General features: G+C 71.5%; 18 protein-coding genes and 1 pseudogene. 9 read left to right on the top strand and 10 right to left on the bottom strand.

The window, feature by feature from the left end:
* Position 1: 1 nt before the first annotated feature.
* From WHN02_RS05945 to WHN02_RS05925, 5 genes are all read left to right on the top strand, one after another.
* Entirely contained in the window at positions 2–202 is a 201-nt protein-coding gene (locus WHN02_RS05945) for a hypothetical protein (RefSeq protein ID WP_350897507.1), read from the top strand.
* Positions 203–327: 125 nt separating this feature from the next.
* The gene (locus WHN02_RS05940) at positions 328–681 is read left to right on the top strand and encodes a TadE family protein (RefSeq protein WP_434743832.1); all 354 of its coding nucleotides are present in this window, start codon (positions 328–330) and stop codon (positions 679–681) included.
* A complete protein-coding gene (locus WHN02_RS05935; protein WP_434742418.1) occupies positions 678–1,178 on the top strand; it encodes a TadE/TadG family type IV pilus assembly protein in 501 nt (166 codons plus the stop codon). The genes WHN02_RS05940 and WHN02_RS05935 overlap by 4 nt, the downstream gene beginning before the upstream one ends.
* Positions 1,175–1,615: a Tad domain-containing protein gene (locus WHN02_RS05930; RefSeq protein WP_434742417.1), complete on the top strand. Its 441-nt coding sequence runs from the start codon at positions 1,175–1,177 to the stop codon at positions 1,613–1,615. The genes WHN02_RS05935 and WHN02_RS05930 overlap by 4 nt, the downstream gene beginning before the upstream one ends.
* A 14-nt stretch (positions 1,616–1,629) precedes the next feature.
* On the top strand, positions 1,630–2,757 hold the full coding sequence (locus WHN02_RS05925) for a LysM peptidoglycan-binding domain-containing protein (RefSeq protein ID WP_434742416.1): 1,128 nt from the start codon (positions 1,630–1,632) through the stop codon (positions 2,755–2,757).
* Between the two features lie 111 nt (positions 2,758–2,868).
* On the opposite strand, the gene WHN02_RS05920 is transcribed toward WHN02_RS05925, so the two are convergent.
* Positions 2,869–3,720: a Rieske 2Fe-2S domain-containing protein gene (locus tag WHN02_RS05920; RefSeq protein ID WP_434742415.1), complete on the bottom strand. Its 852-nt coding sequence runs from the start codon at positions 3,718–3,720 to the stop codon at positions 2,869–2,871.
* Between the two features lie 105 nt (positions 3,721–3,825).
* On the opposite strand from WHN02_RS05920, the gene WHN02_RS05915 reads away from it, so the two are divergent.
* Complete coding sequence (locus tag WHN02_RS05915) at positions 3,826–4,761, top strand: hypothetical protein (protein ID WP_434742414.1); 936 nt, start codon at positions 3,826–3,828, stop codon at positions 4,759–4,761.
* Positions 4,762–4,824: 63 nt separating this feature from the next.
* Here the strand turns inward: WHN02_RS05915 and WHN02_RS05910 are convergent, their stop codons facing one another.
* From WHN02_RS05910 to WHN02_RS05885, 6 genes are all read right to left on the bottom strand, one after another.
* The gene (locus WHN02_RS05910) at positions 4,825–5,868 is read right to left on the bottom strand and encodes an NlpC/P60 family protein (protein ID WP_434742413.1); all 1,044 of its coding nucleotides are present in this window, start codon (positions 5,866–5,868) and stop codon (positions 4,825–4,827) included.
* Positions 5,869–5,882: 14 nt separating this feature from the next.
* Positions 5,883–6,368 (bottom strand): poly-gamma-glutamate biosynthesis protein PgsC/CapC, encoded by a 486-nt coding sequence (locus WHN02_RS05905; RefSeq protein ID WP_434742412.1) that lies wholly within the window; start codon positions 6,366–6,368, stop codon positions 5,883–5,885.
* Positions 6,365–7,645, bottom strand: coding sequence for a poly-gamma-glutamate synthase PgsB (gene pgsB, locus WHN02_RS05900; protein ID WP_434742411.1), 1,281 nt, complete (start codon positions 7,643–7,645; stop codon positions 6,365–6,367). Before pgsB ends, WHN02_RS05905 begins: the two co-directional genes overlap by 4 nt.
* Before the next feature lie 3 nt (positions 7,646–7,648).
* The gene (locus WHN02_RS05895) at positions 7,649–9,838 is read right to left on the bottom strand and encodes a HAMP domain-containing protein (RefSeq protein WP_434742410.1); all 2,190 of its coding nucleotides are present in this window, start codon (positions 9,836–9,838) and stop codon (positions 7,649–7,651) included.
* Between the two features lie 132 nt (positions 9,839–9,970).
* Complete coding sequence (locus tag WHN02_RS05890; RefSeq protein ID WP_434742409.1) at positions 9,971–11,191, bottom strand: CapA family protein; 1,221 nt, start codon at positions 11,189–11,191, stop codon at positions 9,971–9,973.
* A gap of 92 nt (positions 11,192–11,283) precedes the next feature.
* Positions 11,284–12,753, bottom strand: coding sequence for a dihydrolipoyl dehydrogenase family protein (locus WHN02_RS05885; RefSeq protein WP_434742408.1), 1,470 nt, complete (start codon positions 12,751–12,753; stop codon positions 11,284–11,286).
* Positions 12,754–12,912: 159 nt separating this feature from the next.
* Here WHN02_RS05885 and WHN02_RS05880 point away from each other — a divergent pair, with 159 nt between their 5' ends.
* Complete coding sequence (locus WHN02_RS05880) at positions 12,913–13,626, top strand: hypothetical protein (RefSeq protein ID WP_434742407.1); 714 nt, start codon at positions 12,913–12,915, stop codon at positions 13,624–13,626.
* Positions 13,627–13,753: 127 nt separating this feature from the next.
* Positions 13,754–14,137, top strand: a complete 384-nt coding sequence (locus WHN02_RS05875; RefSeq protein ID WP_434742406.1) for a hypothetical protein — start codon at positions 13,754–13,756, stop codon at positions 14,135–14,137.
* A 121-nt stretch (positions 14,138–14,258) separates the two neighbouring features.
* Here WHN02_RS05875 and WHN02_RS05870 read toward each other — a convergent pair whose 3' ends face one another.
* The 3 genes and pseudogenes from WHN02_RS05870 to WHN02_RS05860 form a co-directional block, all read right to left on the bottom strand.
* Positions 14,259–14,858 carry a hypothetical protein gene (locus tag WHN02_RS05870; protein ID WP_434742405.1) on the bottom strand — a complete coding sequence of 200 codons (600 nt, stop codon included), beginning with the start codon at positions 14,856–14,858 and terminating at the stop codon, positions 14,259–14,261.
* A 67-nt stretch (positions 14,859–14,925) separates the two neighbouring features.
* Positions 14,926–16,242, bottom strand: coding sequence for a cryptochrome/photolyase family protein (locus tag WHN02_RS05865; protein ID WP_434742404.1), 1,317 nt, complete (start codon positions 16,240–16,242; stop codon positions 14,926–14,928).
* Between the two features lie 137 nt (positions 16,243–16,379).
* A pseudogene (locus WHN02_RS05860) lies at positions 16,380–17,285 on the bottom strand (phytoene/squalene synthase family protein); the annotation flags it as partial.
* A gap of 64 nt (positions 17,286–17,349) precedes the next feature.
* Here WHN02_RS05860 and WHN02_RS05855 point away from each other — a divergent pair.
* The gene (locus WHN02_RS05855) at positions 17,350–18,504 is read left to right on the top strand and encodes a polyprenyl synthetase family protein (RefSeq protein WP_434742403.1); all 1,155 of its coding nucleotides are present in this window, start codon (positions 17,350–17,352) and stop codon (positions 18,502–18,504) included.
* Positions 18,505–18,535 lie beyond the last annotated feature (31 nt).

Below are 18,535 nucleotides of genomic sequence, written 5' to 3'. Positions count from 1 at the left end.
CATGCGTCTCGTCGCCTACCTGCACGTCGTGCTCTTGACCCGCCTCACCGAACTGCGCCGGGCCGGTGACCGGGGCGACAGCCCGGTCCCCACGGCCGTGATCATCTTCGGTCTGGTCGCCGCTGCGGCAGCCGTGACCCTGGTGGTCCGGAGCCGGGTCGACTCCTGGATGAACGCCGTCCCCGGCCCGCCCGCGCCCTAGCGACAGTGCAGAAGTCGTCGCGGTCCCGTCCGCTCCGAGGCGTCCACCGCCGGGTCACGGCAGCCCTCCGCCCGGCGCGGGAGCACCTCCGTGCCCGGTCCGACCAGGGTGCCAACCCTGTCGAACTGGCAGTGGTCATGCCGGTGATCCTGGTGCTGCTGTTCGCCTCCATCCAGGTCGCCGTCTGGTTCGTGGCCCGCTCCACGGCGCTGCACGCCGCGCAGAGCGGGGTCAACGCGCAGCGGGTCCACCAGGCGCAGCCGGGGGCCGGTGAGGCCCGGGCCGTCGGGTTCCTCGACGTCGCCGGGGACTGGCTCGTCGACTGGGACCGGCCGGGACCGGTCTGCACCACCACCACGACCACTGTGACCTGCACTGTCACCGGCCGTTCCCTGTCGGTGGTGCCGGGGGTCGACTTCCCGGTCCGGCAGACCGCCCACGGCACCCGGGAGCGGTGGACCACAGGGGACACCCCATGAGCCGGACGCCCACCGGGGGACGGCAGGACACCGGCCGGGGACGGGACCGGGGCTCGGTCTCGGTCGAGGTGGCGATCCTCGCCCCGGCCTTCTTCGCGCTGATCGCCCTGGCCGGGGTCGCCGGGCGGACGGCGATCGCCGCCGAGGCGATCGAGTCCGCCGCCCACGACGCCGCCCGCGCCGCCTCGATCTCCCGGGACCCGGTCACCGCCCGGTCGGCGGCAGCCGACGCCGCCCGGGTCCGACTGGACTGGTCGGAGCTCGACTGCACCGAGCCGCCGGCCCTGCGGTTCACCGGCTCGGTCGGGGGCCGGACGGCCCCCTTCGACGCGGCCTTCGGCACCACCGCGAACCAGTCCAGCGCCGTGTCCGTCCGGGTCACCTGCGTCGTGTCGTTCGCCGACTTCCGGCTACCCGGAATGCCGGGGATGCCCGTCCGGCGTGCCGTCTCGGCGGAGTTCACCTCCCCCCTGGACCGCTACCGGAGTCGGGGATGACCGGGCACCCGCGCCCGTCGCCGTACGACGACAGCGGGCGGGTCAGCCTCTTCCTGGCGGTCGCCCTGACCGGCGTACTCGCCATCATCGGGTTGGCCTTCGACGGCGCCGGTCAGCTCCGGTCGACGCAACGGGCGCAGAACCTGGCGGCCGAGGCGGCCCGCTCCGGCGGCCAGTCCATCGACCGGGCCAGGGCGATCGCCGGGGGCAGCAAGGAGATCGACGAGGACGACGCCCGCGCCGCCGTCCGCAGCTACCTCGCCGCCGCCGGGGTGACGAGCCACTCGGTGACCTTCCCGGTCGTCGACGGCGAGAAGCACATCCGAGTACGGGTCGACGTCGGCTACGACCGGTTCCTGCTCGGCCTCTTCGGCTTCGGTGACCGGGTCACCGTCTCCGGCGAGGCAACCGCCCGCACCCTCACCGAAGGTCCGTAGGAAGGAACGCAGCCATGGTCGCACCGCGTGGCACCGCCGTACGGCGGACGGGACAGGTCCTCACCGGACTCGGCGCGCTCACAGTGCTCGGCGCGGTACTGGTCGGCGGCCCGCTGGCGCTGATCGCCCTCGCCGGCAATCCGCTCCCCGACCACGTGCCCACCCTCGCCGAGGTCGGCACCACCCTCACCAGCCGGGACGACGGGCAGCTCTTCCTGCGGGCACTGGCCCTGGTCGGGTGGTTCGGGTGGGCGACGTTCGCCCTGTCGGTGCTCGTCGAACTGCTCGCCCAGATCTTCCGCCGTCCGGCGCCCCGGATCCCCGGGATGGGCCGCCAGCAGAAGGCCGCCGCTGCCCTCGTCGGCGCGATGGCGCTGATCATCGTCGCCAGCCCGGCGGCGACCGCCGCCACCTCCCTGGCCGACCCGTACGCCCCCGCCGGGACCTCGCAGGCCGCACCGGCGGCGGTCACCCAGTCCGCCCCGGTCGCCTCGACGCAGGCCGCCGCCGGACCGGGCGGGCTCACCGTGAACCTCGCCGGTGCCGGGGCGGACCGGTCCGGTTTGGGTCCGGCCGAACCGGCGGTGAGCCCGGTCTACCGGGTGGCGAAGGGCGACTACCTGGGCGCCGTCGCCGAACGGTACCTGGACGACTTCGCCGACTACCGCGAGGTGGCCGAGCTCAACCGGTTGAAGAACCCGGACCGGATCCGCCCCGGCCAGCTGCTGAAGCTCCCCGCCGAAGCCGACGACCAGGGTGCCCGGGCGCACGCCGCCGGTCGGCTCGTGGCCCGGCCGACGACCCCCGCCGCCCCGGTCGCGCCCGACCACGACGCCCCGCCCGGCCACGACGCCCCGGCCGAGTCGCCGACCCCGGACGCCGCCGCGCCCCCGGCCGACCAGCCGCACCCGGACTCGCCGGACCACGAGTCGGGTACCCCGCCGCTGTTGGCCGCCGGGGCCGCCCGGGGCAACCACGACGACGGGGTCAACAGGCCGCTCGCGGTCTCCGCAGTCCTCGCCGTGGCGAGCATCGTGGGCGCGCAGATCGGTGCCGTCCTCGGGCTGCGCCGCCGACCGGCGGTCCCCCGCGCGACGAGCGGTTCCGGCGGCGGCCCCAGCGGTCGACACCGCCGCGACTGACACCGGCCGTCCCGGCCGCGAACCGACGGTGGCGTCCCCCGGCCGCGACCGACGGTGGCCGGAACGGGCCGCGACCGACGGTGGCCGGGACTGCTCCGGACCGGCCGCCCGTCAGGGCAGCCGGGTCTCCAGGACGCCGTCGACCACCCGGGTCGGCAGGGTCTGCTGGTCGTTGCCGGACGGACCGTGGACGACCTCACCGCCGTTGAGCCGGAACGCGCTGCCGTGCCAGGGGCAGACCACACAGGCGTGCCCGTCGATCTGCTGCACCTCGCCCTCGCCGAGCGGGCCGCTCTGGTGCGGGCAGCGCTCCAGCATCACCGTGACCTCGTCACCGTGCCGGTAGAGGATCACCGAGACGTCGTCGACCTGCCGGGTGAGCAGTTCCCGCTGCGGGAGGTCGGACAGGTCGGCCAACGGGTGCCAACCGTCGCTCATCCGGTGCAGCTCGGAGACGCTCTGGTTGACCTGCGCCCCCTGCTTGTACGCCAGATGCCCGCCCAGGTACGCCCCGGCGCCGGCGGCGGTCAACCCGAGATAGCTCAACGTACGGCCCAGCCCGTGTCGGCCGTTGAGTCGGGCGATCGACGAGCCGGCGTACAGCGTCAACCCGACGATGTTGGCGCCGGCGTGGACCAGCCCCACCCGACGTTGGTCACGGGAGAGCGCCGCCCAGTCGTTCCACCCGGCCACCGCCGCCGGTACGGCGCTCACCGTACCCAGGGTGACCAGGGCGGTCGCCGCCCGACGTTGCCCGGGCAGGAGGTCGACGACGGCGGCACTGAGCCACGCCCCGACCGGCACCTGGACCATCGCCGGATGCAGGGGGTGGCCCAACCACACCCCGTGCAGGAAGTCGCGCACCCGCTGGGGACGCAGGGTTGACTGGACCACCCTCTGCATCCGGTCGCCCACCCGGTCCAGTCGGCTGGCCTGCTCGATCCTCGTCAGCAATGCTCGCACCCGTACCGACTTCCCGGCGATCGGCGCGGCAAACCGGTCACGGACGACCAAATCCGTCGGGCGGCCGACGGGGGCAGGGTTTCGGGGCTCTGCCAAGCTTGCCGGATGACCGTACCGATGGAAGGTGCCGCGATCCGGTCCGTCGTCGACCCCGGTCGACGCGGGCTGCTCGTGGTGGCGGCTGCCGCGCTGCTCGCGCCGTCGGGCTGCGCCGCCGGACGGCGACCGGCCGACCCCCCGCCGACGGTGGACCCGGAATCCCTGATCGGCGAGGTGATGGCGGGCCTCTCGCCCACCGGGCCGTACCGCGATCCGGACGCCGGGGAGCAGCGGCAGGCCCGCGACGCCGCCGGGTCGCTGCTCGACCCGGACGACCGGGCGGGCCAGGAACGGGCCTTCGGCGGGCTCGGCTTCCGGTTCGGGTACGGCGTCGACCCGGTGACCGACCGTCCCACCACCGCGTTGGCCGCCGACGGCTCCGACGATCGCACCTGGGGGGTGGTCCTCGTCGACCGGAGCGCCCCGGTACGGCGGGTGATCGAGGTGCCCCATCCGGGCTTCGACATCAACACCGAACTGATCGGGCTGGACCTGTACCGGCGGGTCCCCGGAAGCGTCCTGCTGATGGCGGGGGCCCACCGTCGGGCGGCGGACGGCGCTGCGGACGTGGCCCACAACGACCGGTCGTTGTTCCACCTCCTGGCGGTCGAGTTCGCCCGGGCCGGTCTGGCGCAGGTGCAGGTGCACGGGTTCGCCGACCGGAACCTTCGGGGGGCCGAGGCGGTGGTCTCGACCGGGTCGGCGGCGCGCAACGCCCTCGCCGAGCGGATCGCCGACGGGTTGGCCGGTGCCGGGATCTCCCCGTGTCGGGCCTGGGTGCAGCGGTGCGGGCAGTTGGAGGGCACCCGCAACCAGCAGGGCCGGGCGGCGGCCGAACTGGACGCCGTCTTCGTCCACCTGGAGCTGGGCTGGTCGGTACGGCGCAACGCGGCCGGACGGGACCGGGCGGCGGCCGCCATCGCCCCCCACCTCGACGCCTGACCACCGACGCCTGACCACCGACACCCGACACCCGGACCCGGCCGGGTGCCCCGGACACCCGGATCAGAGTCGGCGGGCGGTACGCCAGCGTTGTGCCCAGTAGCCGGTCCCGTCGAGGGTCGACTCGCCACCCAGGTCGCCCATGGTCGGACCGTTGGCGGTGGTCCGGCTGGAGATGAAGCGGTGGTGCCCCCGGTCGTCCACCCCGAGGTAGATCCCGGAGTGCTCGATGTTGGCCCCCTGGACCGGCCCGGCGTTGAAGAAGAGCAGGTCACCGGGGAGGAGCCGGTCGAGTTCCCGGGCTCGCCGACCGGTGTTCTGCATCAGCAGGGTCCCCGGGCCCACGGACGCCATCGCGGTGGCCCGCCGGGGCAGGCCCGGCCCCTTCTCGTTGGTGCCCAGCAGGGGGTAGCCGAGCCGGTATCCGTAGACCATCCGGAGGAAACCGGAGCAGTCGAGACTCAGGAAGTGCGCCGGTGCGGGCTTCTCCTCCTTGTCGGGGAAGCTCCACGGGATGCCGAGGTAGTCGTAGAAGTCCGAGTTCTCCGCCCGCCCGTCCGGGTCCAGGTCGGACAGCGGCCCGAAGGCGGCGTCACCCGAGTACTGTCGACCGTCGGCGTCCTTCTTCGGCGCGCCCAGGTAGGTGTACTCCATGGCCACGGCCAGCACGTCGGCCGACCGGTCCCGGCGGGCCTTGGTGAGCCAGTCGGCGAACCACTTCTCGTTCTCCGCCCCCGCCCGCCAGGTCCGGGGGGCGAGCCGTACCCAGTGGTCGAGGTGGACCTTCGCCTTGGTGAAGCGGGGTTCGGCGAGCGTCCGGCGCGGACCGGCGAGGTGTGCCGTCCGGGACCCGTCGGTCATGATCGCCACGGTCGCCCCCGAGGCGTCGACGATCTGGGTACGGTCCGGGGCGGTGAGCCGTCGGTAGCTCAGTCCCGGGCCGGTCGGGGCGGCGGTCGCCGGCCCCTCGGTGCCGAGGGTGAGCACGTACTTCGGGGCGGGCGGGCGGGCCACCGCGTACAGGACGGTGCTGCCGCCCACCAGCAGGGCGAAGGCCCCCACGGTGAGCAGTACGGCCTGCCGACGGGAGTAGGTCCGGTAGTTCACTGTTCTCCGAAGGGTCAGGTGACCGGGACGAAGCCGGCCACGACACCGCTGAACGCCACCCCGTAGGTGATGGCGGTGACCAGTGCGGTGGCGATGACTGTGGCCCGGGGCGGCTGCCGGACGAGCTGGTACGCGATGAGCCCCGGCGCGACGAAGCCGAGGGTCTGGTGGGCGAAGAGCAACGGCAGCTCCCCCTGGACCAGCACGAAGAGGCTCATCTGGAGGAACACGCTCAGCAGCACGATCGCCGCGAACAGGCGCTTGCCGTAGAGGATGACCATGCGTTGCATCAGCCGGGTGAGGCCGTACGTCACCACCGTCATCACCACGATCACCCCGGCCTGGAGCGGATCCTCGATCAACGCGAGGGCGATCCACCCCGGCGTGATCATCCCGCCGGGGGACAGGTTCGTGGTCAGGTAGCACAGCAGCGCGAAGACCAGACCGATGCCGAGGCAGGCGGTCGCCAGTTGGGCGCTGAGTTCTCCCCCGAAGGTCACCGGCGGATCCTTTCCATCAGGGGTACGGTCGCGGCGTCCACGTCGGGGCGGGGCATCGTCGGGGTCCGCAGCATCGACTCGGCCCGGCCCTGGTCCTGGGGGTCCCAGCTCGGCAGGGCGGCCAGTTCGTGCAGGAGCACCTCGCCCTGACCGTGGATGTTGCCCACCGCGACGATCGAGGAGTCCTGCCCGGTGGCGTCGAGGACCTCGGTCAACAGCCGGTCAGGGGGGATCTTCCCGCCGAGGTCGACCACCCGGTCCTGGAGTTCGGCCGGGACGTTGGTGCGGGCGCTGCGGGTCATCTCCCCGATCAGCACGATGCTCTCCGGGCGTACCCGGCCGCTGAGGGCGCCCATCTGACCGTTGCGTTCCATCCGGTCGGGTCGGCAGTTGACGACCATGGTCAGCGGACGACCGATGAGCCCCTGCTTCTCCAGCTGCTCGATGTTCATGAACGTCGACTCCGGGTCGTTGGCGGCGAAGATGTTGGCGAACCGGACCCGCTTGGTCCCGTGCAGCACCCGGGCGACGGAGAGCACCCCCGGGTCGGGCGGGGCGGCCCACATCCCGGCGAGGGCGCTCTGCCTGTCGACGCCGAGCTGTTCGGCCACTGCCAGCGCGATGGCCACGTTCTCCTTGAACGTGATCCACCCGAACCCCGCCATCTCCCGGTCGGTCACCGTCTCCGGGTCCACCGCCAGCAACCGGCAGTCCCGCTTGGCGGCCTCCTGTTCGAGGATGGCCAGCCGGTCCTTCTCGGCGGTGATGCACACCCCGCCGACCGGCATGGACCGGGACAGGGACCGGGCGACGTCGTCGAGAGTCGGACCCATCTCGGCGAGGTGGTCCTCCCGTACGTTGCACAACACCCCGATGTTCGACCGGATCAGCTTGCTCTGGTTGATCTCCTGGAGCGCCGGCATCACCGCCATGCACTCGATCACCAGGGCGTCGGGGTGGTACACGGCGGCCCGGCGGACGATGCCGATCTGTTCGACGACGTTGGCGATGCCGAACTTGCGGTGTACCGGCTCCTCGCTGGCGTCCGGGAAGATGAACCGGGCCGCCGTCCCGGTCGTCTTGGCCACCACGACCCGGTTGCCGCCGCGCAGCGCACCGGCACAGAGGCGGGTGATCGAACTCTTTCCCCGGATGCCGTTGACCAGGACCCGATGCGGGATCCGCTCCAGGTTGCGGTAGTGGTTGCGCTGTTCGATCACCCCGGCGACGAGCAGGGCCAGGCAGCAGAGCCCGTAGACGGTGTAGAGGTAGGCCACCGGTCAGCCCTTCCTGGCCGCGGTCGCGGCCGGCCGCTGGACCCGGGGCAGCACTTTGGTGAAGTTCGCCTCCGAGCCTCGGATCCGGATGGTGCCGCCGAACCGGGCGGATCCGGTGTGCCGCACCTGGCGGCAGATCTCCAGACACATGGCGACCGCCCCGATGTCGTCGTGGCGTTGCGGGGGGACGGGGACGTCCACCGAGCCGTCGGCGATCCGGTCCGCGACGGCGGCCAACCGGCGCAGCGGCCGGACGAAGATGTAGAGCTGCCACATCTGGGTGAGCAGGACGATGCCGACCACCGCGCCGGCCACCAGCAGCGTCCAGCGCCGCTCGATGAGCTGCGGCAGGCGGAGGGCGGCGACCTGCTGCTCGACCACCACCGACCATTCCAGGTGGGCGACGGTCGCCGGAGCGGCCAGACCGGCGGCGGCGATCAGGACCGGTTCGCCGTCGGCGTCGACGGATCGGCTGACGGTGTCCCCGGGCAGCGCCTCGACCGCCACCTCCCGGGCCGTGTCGCCTTCGAGGAGCTGGAACGCCTGGTATCCCACCGAGTCGAGGACGGTCCGCAGCTCCGAGTCGACCACCCGGACCCGGCCGTCGATGCGCCGGACCAGACCGAGGAGGCGGTCCGGGTCGAACTCGCCGATCAGCGCGTGGCCGTCGCCACGGACACGGTGGTACGCGTACACCACCGGCAGCCGGGTGACCGACGGGTCCAGGTGCACCCCGGTCTCGCCGGGAACCGGCCCGGTGGTGCGCAGCGGCTCCCGACCGGCTCGTACCAGCACCTTGCCGTCCCGGTCGACCAGGTAGAGCGCCCGGAGTCGACGCTCGTCGGCGAGTCCCCCCTCGATCACCCGGGTGGCGCCCGACCGGTTCCCCGGGTCGACCGAGCGGGCGGCCTGCCGGACGGCCTGGAGGCCGCCGTCGAGGGCGTTGCCCAGTGCGCTGCTCGCCTCCTCCGCCCGGTTCTCCTTGTCGTTGACGAGTTGGGCCGGGATCGAGGTGGCGGGCATCCGAAGCGTCACCACCACCGCCGCCACCGGCCAGAGCAGGGCGATCACCACAGCGACGGTGAGCCCCTGGAGGACGGTGGGACGCCACCGACGTCCCGGGGCCAGTCCCGCCCCGGAGGTGAGGGCGAGGGCCCTGTCGATCCGGTACGCCTCGGCGATCCGGTACGTCGGTCGGGTCGTGGTGGTCGCGCCACACGCGTCGGCCTTGGCCTGCCGCAACAGTGCCCGCACCGGCCGGACCAGGAACATCCGCATCAGCAGGAAGGCCGGGGCCGCCACGGCGAGCAGGCTCAGCCCCAGGAGCAGCCCGGTCACCGCCGACGTCCCCTCGGTCACGTCGGCGGTCAGGACGGAGGCGACCACCAGGCCGGTGCCGCGTACCGGTGCCGACGAGACGACGAGCCGACGGTCGGACCACTCCTCGACGAGCACCTCACGGCTCTGCCGGGAGGTCGACTCGGGTAGTCCTTCCAGGATCTTCGGCAGGTGCGTCGCGTCGACCGCGTTGGCCCCCTGCATCAGGCTGGTGCCGCCGCCGGGGGTGAGCATGAAGATGCCGTGTCCGGCGTCCGGGTTCAGCCGAAGGTTGCGCATGGTCAGGGGCTGGACGGCCAGCAGCGTCCGATCCGGGTCCAGGACGACTCCCCGTACCAGCATCGGGTCGTCGGGGGTGGTGACGGCGACGGTGCTACCCGCCGGCAGGACGGCCGGCAGCAGGTCGATCGGCACCTCGGCACCTCGGGTGGCGGCCGGACGCCGGTCCGCGTTCGCCACGATCGCCGCCCCGATCCACGGGCCGCCGTCGGCGACCACCCGGGCGAGGAGGTCCTCGTCGGTCGCGCCGCCCCGCCCGGCGACGGTGCCGTCCAACTCCTCGGCTGTGGTACGCGCCGAGGTCTGGATCGCCGCCGCCAGGCGGGACACCAGGTCGAGTTGGGAGTCGACGACGGCCGGCGGTACGGCGCGGTCGGCGTTCACCGAGAACCCGAGGATCGCCACGGCCACCACCAGCATGGTGGCCCAGAGGTAGGCCAGGGAGGGTGCCGTCGTCCCGGCCGGGAAGGCCGCTGCCGGCAGCTGCTGGTCGAGGGCCCGCCGACGCCAGGCGAGCAGCTGTTCCGGCGAATCGTCGGGGGATCGGGGTGCGAAGCGCCGCTGGTTGTCCAACACCGAACCTCGTCGCCCTCCCGGTCGGACCCGACCGACCGGACGGATCACCGGCAAGATCGACCGGCGCCGGAATGCTAGCAATCCCCAGTGGCCGGTTCGAGAGGTACGACAGAACTGTTTGTTTGATTGTCGTCACTGACCCGGCGTCGGTGTCGCCCGCACCACCAGACCTGCTTCGTCGGCGGATCTGGTGAGCAGATTTCCCTGGATCCGCTCGACTGCCGCTTCGTAGATTCGCCGCCGTCCGGGCGTCAGGGACGCATCGGCCAATTCGCGTTCCAGATCGACCAAACGGATATCCGGATTCAGATCCACAAAGGTGGGGATCGCCTCGATGGCCACCACTTTCCACCGATCGGCGGCAGACTTCGAACCGAAGGTCACCCGGATCATGACCCCGTCGCGGTTGGCGTTGACCGGCTCGGCGTGCCGTGCCAGCTGGTTACCCATCCCGTAGACGATCCACTTGCCGTTGACCTGCTCGACCGGCTGGACGACGTGCGCGTGGTGACCGAAGACCACGTCGACGTCCCGGATCGCCGCCACCCTGCGGGCCCAGGTCTGCTGGTCGACGTCGGGCTCGTGCTCGTACTCGGTGCCCCAGTGCAGGCTGACCACGACGATCTCGGCACCGGCGGCCCGGAGGCGGCGGGCGTCCTGCTCGATCCGGTCCGGGTCGATGAGCTGCGCGACCCAGCCCTGCCCGGGCTTCGGGCGCAGCCCGTTGAAGCTCTTGGTGTAGCTCAGATGACCGATCCGCACCCCCTCCGCACGGTAGATCCGCAGCTGGGTGGACTCCTTGCGGCTGCGGTAGCTGCCGGTGTGCCCCACCTCCGCCCGGTCCAGGGCGTCGAGGGTCCGCCGGACACCGTCGAGTCCCTGGTCGATGGTGTGGTTCGAGGCGGTCGAGCAGCCGTCGTACCCGACGTGCTTGATGCCCGCGATCACCTCCTCGGGGACACTGAACGTGGGAAATCCGACGTAGGGCCCCCCGGGCGGGGCGACCGGGGTCTCCAGGTGACACAGGGCCAGGTCGGCCTCCGACACCGTGGAACGGACTCCCGCCATCATCGGCCGGAAGTCCAGGTAGCCGAAGGAGCCGTCGCGGCGTGCCTGGTCCCACAGCTGCGGGTGGACGAGGATGTCACCCGCCCCGAGCACCGAGACCGTACGACCGGAGACCGAGACCGGTGCTCCGACCGGCCGGGCCGGACCCAACTGCGGTTCCTCGTCGGACGACCACGGTCCGACGTACCAGATCGTCGCGGCGGCGACAGCCACTGCCGTCAGGCAACCGAGGGTCGCCCGGGCCGGTTCCGGAAGTCGCGTGAGGAAAGAGGTTCTGCTCGACACCGCGACAGGCTATTACGGTCGCCCGCCGACACATATCGCACAGCCAGCCGACAATTTGTCCAATTGTATCGGAATATGCAGCGATACTGCGGTCACCTGAGGTCGCGCAAGGCGTCCTCGATGGCCCGGTGAAAAGTGGGATAGGCGTAGATCATGTGGCGGAGTTGACTGATCGGAACCGCCGCGTGGATCGCCACCACCAGACCGGACAGCACCTCCCCACCCGCCGGACCGACCGAGGTGGCCCCGACCAACACCCCCTGGTCGGCGTCGGCGACCAGCTTGATCAGGCCGTCTCCCCGGTGGATCCACCCCCGGGTGGACGACTCCAACCGCCCCACCCCGACCTGCACGTTGACCCCACGCTCACGGGCCTGCCGTTCGGTGATGCCCGTCGCACCGACCTCCGGATCGGTGAAGGTGACCCGGGGCAGCGCCCGGTAGTCGGCCCGGGGAACCGTACCGGCGGCGGCACCACCGACCGCCCCGCCCACCGCGCTGACCGCCCCCACCGCTCCCCCGACCACACTCGACGTACCGCTGGCGTCCGGCCCGGCCTCGGCCCGGCGGGCGTGGTCGAGCACGTCGGCGACGACGATCGCGGCCTGGTACATGGCGATGTGGGTGAAGGCCCCCTCACCGGTCAGGTCACCGACGGCCCAGATCCCGTCCGTGACGTGCATCCGGTCGTCCACAGGCAGGTACCGCTGGTCGGCGGTGACCCCGACGGTGTCCAGCCCCAACTCGTCCAGGTGCGCCCGGCGACCCGTCACCACCAGCAGCCGCTCGCCGGTGAACCGCCGGCCGTCCTGGGCGTACACGGTGAACCGGGACCCGTCGTGGTCGACCCGCTCGGCGCGGACGCCGGTCTCGATCTCGACCCCGTCGGCGCGCAGCGCGTCGGCGACGACGGCGGACGCCTCCGGCTCCTCGACGGCCAGGACCCGGTCGGACGCCTCCAGGACCGTCACCCGGACCCCGAACCGGGCGAAGACCTGTGCCAACTCCAACCCGATCGCCCCACCGCCGAGGACCACCAGCTCCGTCGGCAACTCCTCGACCTCGATCGCCTGATGGTTCGTCCAGTACGGCGTCTCGGCGAGCCCCTCCAACGGCGGGATCGACGGCCGGGTCCCGGTGCCGAGGACGATCCCGTGCCGGGCCTGGAACACCCGGTCGCCGACGCGGACCCGACCCGGTCCGTCGAGTCGACCCGCACCCCTGACGAACCGACCCCCCTTGCCGACGAACCGGTCCACGGCGGCCCGGTCGTCCCAGTCGTCGGTCGCCTCCTCGCGGATCCGCCTCGCCACCGGCGCCCAGTCCGGGCTGACCTGCACCGTCCCGGCCAACCCGTCGACCCGACGGGCCTCGGCGAGGGCGTTCGCCGCCCTGATCATCATCTTGCTCGGAATGCACCCCCAGTACGGGCACTCCCCGCCGACCAGGTCGCGTTCGACCCCGACGACTGTCAGACCGGCCTCGGCGAGCTTCCCGGCGACCTCCTCGCCGCCCACGCCCAGCCCGACCACGACCACGTCCACCAGCTCCGGCTCAGCCATCCCGCCAGCATCACCCATCGACAGCCGTTCCAGCCACCGTTGTGCCCGAATTCCTTCGGCGGGAGTCAGGTCCGGTCGACCGCGTCGTAGCGGGCTTCGACCAGGACCCGCACCCGCAGGCAGCTTTCGCAATTGGGCAGAGCCGACACCTTGTCCAGGTTGGCTGCGGACGCCGGACCAGTCGCGGCGGCCGACATCGTCGCCGTGAACGGTGACCCGATCACCCCAGTCAGTCGGGAGAACCCACAAGCGCCCTACCCCGGGGGAATTCCGACGCGTGTGAGTACACGGTCCTCCGGCTGGGACTGCACCGCCGCATTCGGCGTGCGCAACGCCTCCGGCACCGAGTTTCTCCTAACGGCTGAGCACTGCTACAACGTTGGAAACAACGTACGGGCCATGAACGGAAACAATATCGGCAACGTTCAGGCAGTGGACGTCGAGTTTGACGCCGCGCTCATCCGGGCTGACGCTCAGTCCGGGGTTTGGGTGAATGACGACTACATGTTCCAGGTCCGTTCCCAACAGTGGTCCTTCGAAGGCGAGTACGTCTGCCAGAGCGGATACACGAGCTATCCGAATCGGTGTCAAATTCAGATCGTCAACGACTACATCCAATACGATCTCGGAGATGGGAAGGGCACGCGTACCGGCGTCGAGGGGTGGCAGTGCAGTGGCTGCAGCTCTGTTGCCCACGGCGACAGCGGCGGACCTGTCTGGTCGATCCGGTCCTCGGACGGGTATGTCGCCGCACGGGGTGTCGTCAGCGCGGGAAGCACCCCGGTGACGCCCGGCCTCTCCTATGAGACCATCGTTTTCACCGAGGTGCCCTACATCACCGCAGTGATGGGTCTGACGCTGCAGACGTCGTAGAGGAACCGCTGGCGAGGTGAATGGGGCTGCTGGCGGGCGGCTCCATTCACCTCGCACAGGTAACAGGAGTGGAGCGGAAGTGAGAGTCAGAACAGGCGCTTTCGGAGTCGTGGTCCTGGCAGCTTGCGTGAGCGTGTTCTCGGTGGTCGCCACCCCCTGGGCCTGGTACGGCACGACCGGGATCGACGTCTGGCGACTCCCACACTGGGGCCTGCACCTGACAGCAGTCACTGTGACGTATGCCTGTGCCCTGTGGGTGCTGCTCACCTCCCCGCGCCGGGTGACAGCGCTCGTCCTGGCGGCAGGTACAGGTGGTGTGGTCGTCGGAGCCACCGTCTTCGTGGCACTCGGCTACGACAACGCGCCAGCAATGTTCGGCGACTGGATTCCCATGGTGAATCCCCGGCTCGGCACCGGGCCGCTCGTCGCGGCCCTGGCGGCCCTGACCGCCCTGGCTGCCGGCGTCCTCGGAGCCGGTACCCGGACACAGGGCCGACCGGTCCGCCGATGAGAACGAGGCGCGAAAGCGCGACGCAACGTGAGAAACCGGACGTCGTGGCACGGGCGCCACGACGTGGCGTGAGACGCGAGCCACTGCTCAGCCGTCGTCGCGCACTGCAACAGGGTGTGGGCTACTGGCTTCTTCCGCTCCGGCGCGGTTCGGGCGTCCGATTGGTCGGCTTGCTGCTCGAAGGGCCGCCCCTGTGGTCTCGGCGACCCGGAGCGGATGCGGCGGCCCACTGTTGCGTCTCGCGGTTGAACACCGGCGGGGACTTCAGTGCCATCGCCGAGGAAAACGGTGGGACAGTGCTCAGGCGACCCTGCGGACGGGGCCCCTCGGCCTGCGCCTGCGACAGCAGCTCGGTGGCGGGAGTGCTCGGCGATGGGCTCTCCGGAACGTCGAGGAAACCACCCACATACTCGTTGAACTCACGCCTCTTCGCCTTCAGAAGAGCGACGGCACCCGAGTGGTCGACAGTGGAGGAATGCGCCTGATCGCCTGCCTCCAGGCGTCCACAGAGATCGCTGACCTTCTTCAGTTCCTGGATGTACTCTCGGGTCAGTTCACTCTGTGCGATCTCGGCTTTATCGTAATTTCCAAATTGGAGATCAACATTCTCCCTTACGGACTTGCCGAGCCAGGCTCTCATCTCGGCGATCGCGTCCTGGTCCGATAGGAAGACGCCGGACGACGTTGCGGATGAACCTTGGTTCGGCTTGTCTGTCTGCACGGGATCGCCTGCTTTCTGGGTGGCTACGGGTCGGACGTCGTCACTACGGATGGACGCCCCTCACGGTTCACCGCAGCCAGGGCGGGGGTGGGCCGGGGGGCGGCAGCGGGGGCGGATAGTCCAGCCCCTTGCGCTGCGCCTCGGGCAGTCGCCACGGCTGGTGGATGGCGACCCCGTCGACCGACGCCAGTTCCGGTAGCCACCGGCGGACGTACGCGCCGTCGGGGTCGTACCGCTCGGCCTGTCGAACGGGGTTGAATCCCCGGTACGGGCGGGTGTCGGTGCCCGTCCCGGCCACCCACTGCCAGTTGCCGGAGTTGTTTGGTACGTCGCCGTCCAGCAGCCACCTGCCGAAGACCGCCAACCCGGCTCGCCAGTCCAGTTTGAGCTGCTTGGTGAGGTGGCCGCCGGTGATCAGTCGGGCCCGGTTGTGCATCCACCCCTCGGCGCGCAGTTGCCGCATCCCGGCGTCCACGATCGGGACTCCGGTCCGCCCCTCGGTCCAGGCGTCCAGGACGTCGGTGTCGTACCGCCAGTCCTCGGTGGCCCCGGAGCGGTAGGCGGTCCGGGCGAGGTCGGGGAAGGCCCCGGCGACCTGGTAGTAGAAGTCCCGCCAGCAGACCTGCCTGACGAACGGGTGTTCCCGGTCTCCGACCCGGTCGGCCACCTCCAGTGGGGAGAGGCAGCCGAACCGCAGGTACGGGCTCAGCCGGGAGGTGTGGTCACCGGCCATGTCGTCGTGGGTGTCGCCGTACCCGTCGTGGGTGGGCAGCCAGTCACGCAGCCGGGACCGGGCGACGGTCTCGCCCCCGACGGCGGCGTCGGGGGACTCCCCGGCGGGGAGGGCCGGCAGCCGACCCACCGACAGCCCACCAGCGAGGTCGATCTTCTCCGGTGCGGCCAGTCCGGTCCGCCAGTCGGTGGCCTGCCAGGCCCGGAAGTAGGGGGTGAACACCTTGTAGTGGTCGCCGCTGCCGGGTTGCAGGGCACCCGGGTCCACGACCGTCAGGCCTGGGAAGAGCCGCAGGTGGAGGCGGTGCTGTTCGCACTCGGCGCGCAGCCGGCGCTCGCGGCGGCGGGCGTACCGGCTGACGTCGGCGGAGAGGGCGACCGCCTCGGCCCCCACCTCACCGGCCAGCTTGATCGTCTCGGCCACCGGGTCGCCGTGTCGCACCACCAGGTCCCCGCCGAGGCCGCGCAGGGTCTGCCGGAGGTCGGCGAGGCTCTGGTGGAGGAACCGGGTCCGGTTCGGGGACCGGTCGGCCAGGGTGGGGTCGAGGACGTAGGCGGGGACCACCCTGTCGAACGCCGCACAGGTGGTGGCGAGCGCCGGGTGGTCGTGCACCCGCAGGTCGCGGGTGAAGAGCACGATCGCGGTACGCACCACCGTCACCCGACTGCCGGTCGGGGCACCGGTGCCACGTCCACCACCGTCGACGACACGGACGGCGAACCCTTCTGCGGTGCGACGGCCGGTGCGTCGATTCGGGGGGTCCGGTCGATGGACGGCGGTTCGCCGGTCAGCTCGGGGCCGGGCACCACCACCGGGGTGCCGGTGGGGGTGAGCAGGGATCGGGCGGCCACCGACATCCGGCGGCGCTGCGGCACGGTGGCCCGCCGGACGAAGACGTCGTAGTCCTGCGCGGCCACCTCGTCGAGGATCCCGCCGTAGAGCGCGTACGCGGTCCGCATGCAGGCCTGCGAGGCGGGGTCGAGCAGGGTGATCCCGGGGGCGGCGGCGAGGTAGTGCGCCTGGGCGCGGGCGACCTCGTACCGGATGAGTTCCCTGATGGGTTCGGTGGTCCGGCCGCGCTGCCGGGCCGCGAACAGGTCGTCGCGGGTGACCCCGAAGGCGGCCAGGTCCTCGTCGGGCAGGTACGTCCGCCCCCGGTCGAGGTCCTCGGCGACGTCCCTGACGAAGTTGGTCAGCTGGAAGGCGAAGCCGAGCTGGCGGGCCGGTTCGCGGGCCGCCGCCCGGTCGGAGCTGCCCAGGATCGGCAGCATCATGGTGCCGATGACCGCCGCCGAGCCCTCCATGTAGTCGAGCAGGGCGTCGTAGGTGCGGTAGGAGGTGACGGTCAGGTCCATCGCCATGCTCTTGAGGAAGGACGCGAAGTCGTCGCGGTCCAGGTCGAACACGGCGATGGTGTGCAGGACGGCGGGGAGCAGCTCGTCGTCGACCTGTTCGCCGTGCAGCCCGGCCAGGAACCGTCCGGCCCAGTCGTCGAGGCGGGCGGCCCGCTCGGCGGGGGGCAGGTCCTCGGTCCGGTCGACGATCTCGTCGGCGTACCGGGTGAATCCGTACAAAGCGTGCACATGCCGCCGTTTCCAAGCGGGCAGCAGCCGGGTGGCGAGATAGTAGGTACGGCCGTGTCGTCGGTGCAGCTCACGACAACGGTCATAGGCGGCGGTGAGGTCCATGTCCACCGGCTCTCCTCAAATTCGACGCACCAATCGACGCAACTCGTAACCCTAGGGTACGCTCGCCCGCATGGCCAACGACGCAGTTGCGGGTAATGCGCTCCGCCTGGCGCCGGCGAAACCGGCCGAGGGCGACGATCCGGTCCGCGCGGTCCTGGCCGCGTACACCCAAGACCTGGTCACGGCGGTGGACGACACCCTCACCACCTTCCTCACCGCCGAAGTGGATCAACTCACGGAAATCGACGCAGCGATGGGTGGCTTCGCCGCGACCGCACGTGACTGTGTGCTCTCCGGCGGCAAACGGGTCCGGCCGACCTTCGCCTACTGGGGCTGGCGCGGGGCGGCGGGCAACGACGACTCCCTCCCCCCGGTCCTGCCGGCCCTGGCCGCGCTGGAACTCCTGCACACCTTCGCGCTCGTCCACGACGACGTGATGGACGCCTCGGCGACCCGTCGGGGCCGACCCACGGCTCATGTCGCACTGGCCGCCCAGCACGCCGCCGCCGGACACCGGGGGGACTCCGGCCGGTTCGGGGAGGCGGTCGCGGTCCTCGTCGGCGACCTGTGCATGGTCTGGGCCGACCGGCTCATGTCCCACGCCACCGTCCCCGCCGACCGGCTGCTCGACGTGCGTCGCTGCTACGACCAGATGCGGGTCGAGACCGTCGCCGGGCAGTACCTCGACGTCCTCGGCGAGAGCGACGCGGCGAACTGGTCGGTGGACCGGGCGCTGCGGGTGGCCCGCTACAAGACGGCCAGCTACACCGTCCAACGACCGCTGCTCTTCGGGGCCTACCTGGCCGGGGTCACCGCCGACGATCCCCTGGTCTCGGCGTACACCCGGTACGGGCTGGCCGTCGGCGAGGCGTTCCAACTCCGCGACGACCTGCTCGGGGTCTACGGCGACCCGGCCACCACCGGCAAGCCGGCCGGCGACGACCTGCGTACCGGCAAGCCCACCACGCTGTTGATGCTGGCCCGGCAGCTTGCCACCCCGGCACAGCGACGGCTCTTGGAACAGGCCGGCACCGAACCCGACGACCCGACGACGGCCGGGCTGGCCGAGGTCGTCCTGGCCACCGGGGCGGTCGACCGGATCGAGCAGATGATCACCGATCGGGTCACCGACGCGCTGGCCGCACTGGACGCCGCGTCGATGGACGAGACCGCGCGGACCGCGCTGACAGGTCTCGCCGCCACCGCCACCCGGCGGCAGGCATGATGAGCAGTCTTCGTGACAGGAGGTGGTCCCG

This window comes from Micromonospora sp. SH-82 (assembly GCF_051132485.1).
Taxonomy (GTDB): Bacteria; Actinomycetota; Actinomycetes; order Mycobacteriales; family Micromonosporaceae; genus Micromonospora.
This window is presented reverse-complemented; position numbering and strand designations above follow the sequence as displayed.